11 protein-coding genes are annotated in these 9,319 nt (G+C 73.0%); 8 read left to right on the forward strand and 3 right to left on the reverse strand.

The genetic code is table 11. The features are described 5' to 3' along the window. The 4 genes from ACFRCR_RS13225 to ACFRCR_RS13240 form a co-directional block, all read left to right on the forward strand. On the forward strand, window positions 1–661 hold a 661-nt coding region (locus ACFRCR_RS13225), incomplete at its 5' end, for a TetR family transcriptional regulator (RefSeq protein ID WP_377678121.1). Further along, window positions 651–1,427, forward strand: coding sequence for an ABC transporter ATP-binding protein (locus tag ACFRCR_RS13230; protein WP_377678123.1), 777 nt, complete (start codon window positions 651–653; stop codon window positions 1,425–1,427). The genes ACFRCR_RS13225 and ACFRCR_RS13230, both read left to right, overlap by 11 nt. Next, a complete protein-coding gene (locus ACFRCR_RS13235; protein ID WP_377678125.1) occupies window positions 1,424–2,251 on the forward strand; it encodes an ABC transporter permease in 828 nt (275 codons plus the stop codon). Before ACFRCR_RS13230 ends, ACFRCR_RS13235 begins: the two co-directional genes overlap by 4 nt. 143 nt (window positions 2,252–2,394) lie before the next feature. Next, complete coding sequence (locus ACFRCR_RS13240; protein ID WP_377678127.1) at window positions 2,395–3,117, forward strand: hypothetical protein; 723 nt, start codon at window positions 2,395–2,397, stop codon at window positions 3,115–3,117. 61 nt (window positions 3,118–3,178) lie between these two features. Here ACFRCR_RS13240 and ACFRCR_RS13245 read toward each other — a convergent pair whose 3' ends face one another. Both ACFRCR_RS13245 and ACFRCR_RS13250 read right to left on the reverse strand, forming a co-directional pair. Continuing rightward, window positions 3,179–3,850 carry a TrkA family potassium uptake protein gene (locus ACFRCR_RS13245; RefSeq protein ID WP_191798382.1) on the reverse strand — a complete coding sequence of 224 codons (672 nt, stop codon included), beginning with the start codon at window positions 3,848–3,850 and terminating at the stop codon, window positions 3,179–3,181. A gap of 67 nt (window positions 3,851–3,917) precedes the next feature. Next, window positions 3,918–5,294, reverse strand: a complete 1,377-nt coding sequence (locus ACFRCR_RS13250) for a TrkH family potassium uptake protein (protein ID WP_377678129.1) — start codon at window positions 5,292–5,294, stop codon at window positions 3,918–3,920. Window positions 5,295–5,576: 282 nt separating this feature from the next. On the opposite strand from ACFRCR_RS13250, the gene ACFRCR_RS13255 reads away from it, so the two are divergent. Together ACFRCR_RS13255 and ACFRCR_RS13260 are read left to right on the forward strand one after the other, a co-directional pair. Continuing rightward, window positions 5,577–6,773: an acetoin utilization protein AcuC gene (locus ACFRCR_RS13255; protein WP_377678131.1), complete on the forward strand. Its 1,197-nt coding sequence runs from the start codon at window positions 5,577–5,579 to the stop codon at window positions 6,771–6,773. A 189-nt stretch (window positions 6,774–6,962) separates the two neighbouring features. Beyond that, window positions 6,963–7,061, forward strand: a complete 99-nt coding sequence (locus tag ACFRCR_RS13260; RefSeq protein ID WP_003792170.1) for a 30S ribosomal protein bS22 — start codon at window positions 6,963–6,965, stop codon at window positions 7,059–7,061. Window positions 7,062–7,229: 168 nt separating this feature from the next. Here ACFRCR_RS13260 and ACFRCR_RS13265 read toward each other — a convergent pair whose 3' ends face one another. After that, complete coding sequence (locus ACFRCR_RS13265; RefSeq protein WP_377678133.1) at window positions 7,230–8,039, reverse strand: HAD family hydrolase; 810 nt, start codon at window positions 8,037–8,039, stop codon at window positions 7,230–7,232. Between the two features lie 106 nt (window positions 8,040–8,145). Here ACFRCR_RS13265 and ACFRCR_RS13270 point away from each other — a divergent pair, with 106 nt between their 5' ends. Next, on the forward strand, window positions 8,146–8,481 hold the full coding sequence (locus tag ACFRCR_RS13270; RefSeq protein WP_377678135.1) for a glutaredoxin family protein: 336 nt from the start codon (window positions 8,146–8,148) through the stop codon (window positions 8,479–8,481). A gap of 95 nt (window positions 8,482–8,576) precedes the next feature. After that, complete coding sequence (locus ACFRCR_RS13275; protein ID WP_377678137.1) at window positions 8,577–9,278, forward strand: redox-sensing transcriptional repressor Rex; 702 nt, start codon at window positions 8,577–8,579, stop codon at window positions 9,276–9,278. Window positions 9,279–9,319 lie beyond the last annotated feature (41 nt).

Genomic DNA, 9,319 nt, shown 5'->3' on the forward strand with positions numbered 1-9,319 from the left:
CAATCGGGGCATGAGCGCTGGTGCGGTGAGACGCGGCCGTCGGCCCGCAGGTGAGGACACCCGGGCGTCGATCGTGGCCGCGGCGCGCGAGGAGTTCGCCGCCAAGGGGTTCGACGCGGTGAGCCTGCGCGGCGTGGCCCGGGCGGCGGGGGTGGACCCCGGCCTCATCCGGCACTACTTCGACGGCAAGGGCGAGCTGTTCGCGGCCTCGCTCGTCCCTGCGGGGGCGGACCCGCAGGCGCTCGCGGGCCGGTTCGCGCAGGGCGGGCTCGACGGGCTGGGCGAGCGGCTGGCCCGCACGGTCCTCGCGGTGTGGGACGCCCCGGACGGCCAGGTCCAGCTCCGGCTCGTGCTGTCGGGGATGCTCTCGGCGGACGAGCACGTCCAGGAGCTGCCGCGCTACCTCCAGCGGACGGTGTTCGACCAGGTCGCGACACTCCTGCCGCGCGCGGTCGCGGCCCGTCGGGTGAGCCTGGTCGCGAGCCAGGTGCTCGGGGTGCTCGTCGCGCGTCACCTGCTGCGGATCGAGCCCGTGGCGTCGATGCCGGCCGACGAGCTGGCGCTCTCGATCGCCCCGACGCTCCAGCGCTTCCTCGAAGGGGTGGACGAGGGTCTTGCGCCGGGTCCGCACGAGGAGCACAATTCCTCACATGGGGAATAGCGAGCCCGTCATCAGCGTCCAGGGCCTGCGTGTCGACCGCGGCGGGACCACGGTGCTGCACGCGCTCGACCTCACGGTGCCCGAGCGGCAGATCGTCGGGCTCCTCGGACCGAGCGGCAGCGGCAAGACCACGCTCCTGCGCACGCTCGTCGGGGTCCAGGTGGTCACGGCCGGGACCGCGCACGTGCTCGGGCGGGCCGCGGGGGACCCGACGCTGCGCCACCAGGTCGGGTACGTGACCCAGTCGCCGAGCGTCTACGCCGACCTCGGCGTGACCGAGAACCTGCGCTACTTCGCCTCGATCCTCGGGGCGGGCCCCCGCGACGTCTCGCGCGTGATCGACGCCGTGGACCTCGCCCGGCACGCGCGCCGCCGCGTCGGCACGCTGTCAGGGGGCGAACGCTCGCGCGTCTCGCTCGCGGCCGCCCTCCTGGGCGAGCCGCGGCTGCTCGTGCTCGACGAGCCCACCGTCGGCCTCGACCCCGTCCTGCGCCGCGACCTGTGGGACCTGTTCGCCCGGCTGCGCGACGCCGGCACGTCGCTGCTCGTGTCGTCGCACGTCATGGACGAGGCGACGCGCTGCGACCGGCTCCTGCTGCTGCGCGACGGCCGCCTGCTCGCGGACGACACCCTGCCCGGGCTCCTGGAGCGCACGGGCGCGCACGACGTCGAGCACGCGTTCCTGCGCCTCGTCGAGGATGCGTCCGTGCCCGACGGCGCCGCACCCGTCAGGAGTCCGCGTCACCCCGGAGGGGAGGCGTCATGAGCACGCACGACGCGCGCAGCGCGGCCACCGTCGCGACGGGCGCGTCCCGGGGGGAGAGGGCGAACGTACCGGTTCGGCGGGCGCCGCGGGCGGTCAGCCCGCGACTGACCCTCGCGACCGCGGGCAGGGTCCTGCGCCAGATCCGCCACGACCCGCGGACCATCGCGCTGCTCGTCGTGCTGCCGTGCGTGCTGCTGGGCCTCATCGCGTGGATGTTCGACGGCACGCCCGTGCTCGACCAGTTCGGCCCGATCCTCGTGGGCCTGTTCCCCATGATCATCATGTTCCTCGTCACGAGCGTCACGACCCTGCGCGAGCGCCAGTCCGGGACGCTCGAACGGCTCATGACCATGCCCCTGGGCAAGGGGGACTTCGTGGGCGGGTACGCCCTGGCGTTCGCGCTGCTCGCGACCGTGCAGGCCCTCGTCGTCGTGGCGTTCGCCGTGTGGGTCTGCGGCATGGACGTGTCGGGGCCGGTGTGGGTCGTCGTGCTCGTCGCGGTGCTCGACGCGATCCTCGGGTCGTGCCTGGGCCTCGCGGCCTCGGCCCTGGCCCGGTCGGAGTTCCAGGCCGTCCAGCTCATGCCCGTGATCCTCTTCCCGCAGCTCATCACGTGCGGGCTCCTCATGCCCCGCGACGAGATGCCTGCGGTGCTCGAGGCGATCAGCCGCGTGCTGCCCCTGACGTACGGCGTCTCGGCGTTGCAGGACGTCGCGGCGGGCGGGACCTTCGCGGACGTGAGCGGCGCCGTCGCCGTCATCGTCGCGTTCATCGTCGGGGCGATCGTGCTGGGCACGCTGACGCTGCGGCGCCGCACGGAGTAGCGGCCGGCGCCTGGCTCGCGGTTTCTCACCCGCTGCCCCCTTCCGGAGGGCCGCGCCCCCGTGGGAGGATCGGCGCGCTCGGGGGCGAGAAGCGACGAAGGAGTTCGCGGGTGCGACGCATGGCCCCACGGGTAGGCACCCGTGTGTTCGCAGGGACGACAGCTGCGCTCCTGACGGTCGTCGGCCTGATCGTCGGTGCGCTGCCCGCGACCGCGGGCCTCGTGAGCTCGTCGGGTGCCCCCGACCCCCAGGGTGTGGGCCTCGAGGTGGACGTCTCCGGGATCACCAGCCGGTCGCAGGTCGAGGCGGACCCCGGGACCGCGGTCGCAGGTGGGGCGCTGGTCGTGCGCGGATACGGGCTGGTGCCCTTCGCGACGTACGACGTCGACCTCCGCTCGGCCTACGCGCCGCCCGTGCGGCTCGCCACCGTGGTCGCTCTCGCCGCCGGCACGTTCGAGCTCTCGACGCGGCTGCCCGGTGCGGTGCGGCCCGGGACGCACGTCGTCCGCGTGACGGACCCCGCGACCGGTACGTACCTCGACACGGCCGGGTTCGAGGTGTCGGGACCGACGGGCCCTGGCACCGAACCCGGCGGCGGGACCGGTCCTGGCGGCGGCTCCGGTACCGGCGGCGGGACCGAGACCGGAGCGGAACCTGGCGCGGGCCCCGGCGGCGCCGAGCTGGCCGCCACGGGTCCTCTTCCCGGGGCGGGTGGCGTCCAGGCGGGAGTCCCTGCCGCCGACGACCTGGCGCTCACCGGCACGGCGGTCGTGGGCGTGCTCGCGGGCGCCGGTGCGCTGGTCGTCACGGGCGTCGTCACGGTCACGGGTTCCCGCCGACGACGGCGACGCGCGCGCTCGACCTGAGCGCCGCCGTCGGGCTGCTGGGGCGGGCGCCGCCACCTGCGCGGCACCGCGGCGGGACGCCTCAGGGGCGGGCCGCGAACCGTTCGAGCAGCTCGGCGTGCCCCGAGACGATGAGCAGGTCGTTCGCCGAGATGCGCGTGGTCGGCTCCGCGTACACGAAGTCCTGCCCCGGGGACTTCACGCCGATGATCGTCACGCCGTAGCGCTCGCGGACCTTCGTCTGCTCGATCGTGAAGCCCTGCGTCTCCTTCGGGGGACGCATCTTGACGATCGTGAAGCCGTCCTCGACCTCGATGTAGTCGAGCAGCTTGCCCGAGACCAGGTGCGCGACGCGGCTGCCCGCGTCGGCCTCGGGGAAGACCACGTGGTGCGCGCCGATGCGCTGCAGGATGCGGCCGTGCTCGGCCGAGATGGCCTTGGCCCAGATCTGCGGGGTCCCGAGGTCCACCAGGTTGCCCGTGATGAGCACGCTCGCCTCGAGCGAGGTCCCCACACCGACCACGGCCACGGGGAAGTCACGGGCGCCGAGCTGCTCCAGCGCGGTCGGGTTCGAGGCGTCGGCCTCGACCAGGGGGATCTGGCCCGACCACTGCGCGATGAGCTCGGGGGAGCGCTCGACCGCGAGCACGTCCTGGCCGAGCCGGTCGAGCGTCGCCGCGATCGCGGACCCGAACCGGCCGAGGCCGATCACGAGCACGCCCGCGTTCTTCTCGGGGGCCTTCTTGTCGGGCACCTGGGAGCCTTTCGTCGGGAGGGTTCTGAGAGGTCTGAGGGATCTGCGCGGGGCCGGCCCGGGCCGGTCAGCCGATGATCGGGCGTTCCTCGGGGTAGCGGATGACGCGGCGCCGGTCGCGCAGCGCGAGCGCCGCCGCCAGCGTCATGGTCCCGGTCCGGCCGATGAACATCAACACGACGAGCACGTACTTGCCGGCGGTGGGCAGGTCCGCGGTCACGCCCGTCGAGAGTCCGACGGTCGCGAACGCCGAGATGGTCTCGAAGAGGATCACGTCGAGGGTCCAGCCCGTGATCTCCAGGAGCAGGAGGCTCGCGACGAGCACCGCGGTGGCGCCGATGAAGGACACGGCGACCGCGAGCCGCAGGGTCTCGCGCGGGACGCGTCGCCCGAAGGCCTCCAGGTCGCGGTCACCGCGGGCCTCCGAGACGATCGCGAGCAGCATGACCGCGAGGGTCGTGACCTTGATACCGCCCGCGGTCGAGGCGCTGCCGCCTCCGACGAACATGAGCGCGTCGGTGATGAGCCAGCTCGACTCGTGCATGCCGTTGATGTCGATCGTCGAGAAGCCCGCGGAGCGGGGCATGACCCCGGCGAAGAGCGAGGCGAGGATCTTCTCGTTGAGGCTCAGCGGCCCCAGGGTCTTCTCGTTGGTCCACTCGAACGCCGCGAACAGGACCACCGCCACGACGACCAGGACCGCGCTCGTCGTGAGCGTCAGCTTGGTGTGCAGGCTCCACCGCGCGGCGCGCCTGCGGTTGCGCATGATGTTGAGGATCACGGGGAAGCCGAGCGACCCGATGAAGACGCCGACGATGATCGGCATGAGCAGCATCCAGTCGCCCACGTAGGGTGTCAGGCCCTCGGCCGTCGGGATGAAGCCCGCGTTGTTGAACGCCGAGATCCCGTAGAACAGCCCGTGCCAGGCCGCCTCGCCGAACGTCTCCTCGAGCACGATGAACCGAGGAAGGAGCAGGAGCGCGATGGTCAGCTCGATGGTCGTCGAGGTGATGATGACGACCCGGACGAGCGAGCCGACCTCGCCGAGGCGCGTCGTCTTGGTCTCCGAGGCGGTGAGCAGCTTCTGCGTGAGGCCGATGCGGCGCGACACCGCCATGCCGAGGATCGAGGCGAGCGTCATGACGCCCAGGCCGCCGATCTTGATGCCCACGAGGATCACGACCTGCCCGTACGTGGACCAGTACGTCCCGGTCGGGACGACCACGAGGCCCGTGACGCACACGGCCGACGTCGCCGTGAACAGCGCGTCGATGAACGGCGCCGACTTCCCGGACGTCGTGGCCCACGGCGCCATGAGGAGCAGCGTGAACAGCGAGATCACGGCCGCGAAGACCGTCACGGCGAGGCGGGCGGGGGAGTGGCGGGCGAGGCGGTCGACCAGCTCGCGCCCTGCGAAGAAACGCCCGGAGACGCCCTGGGCCATCGGTCCTCCGTCTCCCTGTCCGTGCGTCCTCGTCCGGGTGGACGGGTGGCGCCGGGTCCCCTGCGGGACCGAACCGGGCGCCGTGCGTGCCGATGTGTCGCCCAACTCTGCCACAGGAGCACGGGTGCCCACCGGCTGAACCGCGGGGCGCCGTCGGGCCGCCGGGGGGATACCGTGTCTCCTGCCCGCCACCGAGGCCGCCGCGCGCGGTGCGGGACCGTGCGCCGGGCACCGGCCGCACGGACCGACGACCCGGACGACCCGCCGGACCGAGGAGCGCACGTGACCGAGCCAGACACCGTGCCGTTCGCCGCCCAGGTCGTGTGGAGCCCGGACCTGCTGGGCTACGACTTCGGGCACGGGCACCCCATGTCCCCGACCAGGCTCGACCTGACGATGCGCCTCGTACGGGCGCTGGGGCTGCTCGACGCGCCGGGCGTCGAGGTCGTCGGCACGTCGCCCGCGTCCGACGAGGTGCTCGGTCTGGTGCACGACCCCGCCTACGTCGCCGCGGTCCACGCCGCCTCGGAGCACGGTGTCGAGAACCCCGCACTGGGCCTGGGCACCGAGGACGACCCTGTCTTCGCGGGCATGCACGAGGCCGCGGCCCGGATCCTGTCCGGCTCGTACGAGGCCGCCGGCGCCGTGTGGTCGGGCCGTGCGCTGCACGCGGTCAACATCGCCGGGGGCATGCACCACGCCCAGCGCGGGGCGGCGTCGGGCTTCTGCATCTACAACGACGCCGCGGCAGCGGTCCGCCGGCTGCTCGACGACGGGGCCGAGCGCGTCGCGTACGTCGACCTCGACGCGCACCACGGCGACGGGGTCGAGCAGGCGTTCTGGGACGACCCGCGGGTCCTGACCGTCTCGGTGCACCAGAGCGGCGCCACCCTGTTCCCCGGTACCGGGCACGCCACCGACACCGGTGGGCCCGGGGCCACGGGGACCGCGGTCAACGTCGCCCTGCCTCGTCGCACCGACGGCGAGCGCTGGCTCCGGGCCGTGGACGCCGTGGTGCCTCCCGTGCTCAGGGCGTTCCGGCCCCAGGTCGTCGTGTCCCAGCACGGCTGCGACGCGCACGGGCACGACCCGCTGAGCGACCTCGACGTGAGCGTCGACGCGCAGCGCGCGGCCGTGCACTGGGTCCACGAGCTCGCGCACGAGCTCGCGGAGGGCCGCTGGGTCGCCCTGGGCGGGGGCGGGTACTCGGTCACGTCGGTCGTCCCGTACGCGTGGTCGAACGTCGTGGCCGAGGTCGTGCACGCGCCCGTCGCCCCCTCGACACCCGTCCCGGGCGCGTGGCGGGACCACATCAGCGCGGTCGCGCACCGCGAGACGCCCGCGCTCATGGGGGACGGCGACGTCGACTTCACGCCGTGGGGCAAGGGCTACGACCCCGAGGACGAGGTGGACCGCGCCGTGGTCGCGACCCGCAAGGCCGTCTTCCCGCTCCTGGGGCTCGACGCGCACTTCGACTGACCCGCGCCTCGCCGGGTGCACCGCCCGCGCGGCCCGACGACGTCACCCGGCGTCGATTTCGGGCCACCCGCCGGGAGCAGGTAGTCTAGGAGACGGACTTTTTCTCGTGTTGGTCGGTTCCCGATCAGCCGTGGACCACCATGATCGGGGCGATCCCGATCGCACACCGATCCAGCATTGTGAGGACCCATGGGCTCCGTCATCAAGAAGCGCCGCAAGCGTATGGCCAAGAAGAAGCACCGCAAGCTGCTTCGCAAGACGCGCCACCAGCGTCGCAACAAGAAGTAGCAGCGCTGCGCGGTCACGCGCAGGTTGTCGCGAGAGCCCGGAACCCCCAGGGGTGCCGGGCTCTTCGCATGCCTGGAGCTCTCCCGCCGGGCGGCTCGCTCACCGAGCGTGCACTTCGGGCTGTTGCCGGTGTTCCGGGACGACCCGAACTGCACACTCGGCGCGCAGTCAGAGACCGGCGCGGCCCTTGATCGAGCGGCGGATCGAGCGCAGCACGAGCCCCAGGACCCACGCGGCCCCGGCCCAGCTCGCGGTCTTGAGCCCTCGGCCCGCGACCCGCCGCCGACGCCCGCGGAACTCGCGGATCGGCCAGCCCACGTCCTTGGCGTGCCGGCGCAGGCGTGCGTCGGGGTTGATCGCGCACGGGTGGCCGACGGCCTGCATCATGGTCACGTCGTTGAGCGAGTCGCCGTACGCGTACGACGCCGACAGGTCGATCCCGTGCCGTTCCGAGAGCTCCCGGACGCCCGCGGCCTTGGCCCGCCCGTGCATCATGTCGCCCACGAGGCGCCCCGTGTAGAGGCCTTCCTCGTGCTCGGCGACCGTGCCCAGCGCTCCCGTCGCCCCGAGACGACGCGCGATGAGCTGCCCGATCTCGAGCGGGGTCGCGGACACGAGCCACACCTGGTGGCCGGCCGCGATGTGCTCGTCGAGGAGCTTCTGGGTGCCGGGGTAGATGCGCAGCGCGAGGACCTGGTCGTAGACCTCCTCGCCGATCGCGACGACCTCCGCGACCGAGCGGCCCGCGACGAGGTCGAGGGCCCGGGTGCGGACCTGGTCGATCTGGCGCTTGTTCTCGCCGAGCAGGAGGTAGCGCGCCTGGTGGAAGGCGAACGTCACGAGGTCCGGGGTGGAGAAGAAGCCCCGCTGGTACAGCGCCCGTGCCAGGTGGAACGAGCTGGCGCCCCGGATGATGGTGTTGTCGACGTCGAAGAAGGCTGCCGTGGGATGGGTGGACCCAGGAGCAGACGTCGGCATGTCGTCCACTCTATCGGCGCTCGCAGACCCTCGCCGACGGCGCCCACCGGGCAGGGGCGCCGGCCGGGCGGCGTGAGGGGGTGTCCGAGATGCGTAGGCTGGGGTCGTGAGCCCCGCAGATCCCGCCGCAGGACAGGTTCCTGAGCCCGCCGCCGGACATGACGCAGACCAGGCCACGAGCGCGCCCGTGCGCGTCGTGCTCTACGGCCGCGTCGGGTGCCACCTGTGCGAGGAGGCCCGCGAGGTGGTCGGGGCGGTGTGCGCCGACCAGGGCGTGGGCTGGACCGAGGTCGACGTGGACTCCGACCCGTCGGGCGTCCTCGCGGCGCAGTACGGTGACTACGTCCCCGTCGTGACGGTGGACGGCGTCCAGCAGGGGTTCTGGCAGGTCGACGGAGCGAGGCTCGCCAGAGCGCTCTCGCGGCGGCGCGCCACCGGCTGACGTTCCGTCCCCGGGCGCCGAGCCTGGGATGATCCGAGACAGCAGGACAGCGAGAGCGTCAGCGACGACGACACGACGAAGCATGGGTGGTTCGGGTGGCAGAGACCCTGGGTGATACCGGTATTCCTGGCGCGACCGTGGCGCGACTTCCCGCGTACCTGCGCGCGCTGCGCGACCTCGAGGGGCGAGGCGTCGAGACGACGTCGTCGACCGAGCTCGCGGAGCTCGCGGGCGTCGGGTCGGCGCAGCTGCGCAAGGACCTGTCGTTCCTGGGGTCCTACGGCACGCGCGGCGTGGGCTACGTCGTCGACTCGCTCGCGACCTACATCACGTCGGCCCTGGGGGTCGAGGACGAGCATCGGATCGCGATCGTCGGCATCGGTTCGCTCGGGCACGCGCTCGCGAACTACTCGGGCTACGGCACGCGCGGGTTCGAGGTCGCGGCCCTGCTGGACGCCTCGCCGGACGTGGTCGGCACCGAGGCCGCGGGGCTCGTGATCGAGCACGTCGACGCGCTCGAGGAGGTCTTCGCCCGCGAGAACGTGACGATCGTCGTCCTGGCGACCCCGGCGCACGTGGCGCAGGACGTCGCGGAGCGGGTCGTCGAGGCGGGGGTCCGGGAGATCCTGAACTTCGCACCGCGCGCGCTCCAGCTCCCCGAGGACGTGATCGTGCGGTCGGTCGACGTGGGCAGCGAGCTGCAGATCCTGGCGTTCCACGCGCAGGCGCGCGCTCTCGCGAACCGCGGCAGGGGCGATGCGAGCCAAGGAGCCGAGACGCGGAGCGCGGGCGCCTAGCCCGACCGCCTGTGACAGCACAGGAGCCGGCGACCCGTGAC

The organism is Oerskovia sp. NPDC056781, from assembly GCF_042789955.1.
Classification (GTDB): domain Bacteria; phylum Actinomycetota; class Actinomycetes; order Actinomycetales; family Cellulomonadaceae; genus Oerskovia; species Oerskovia rustica.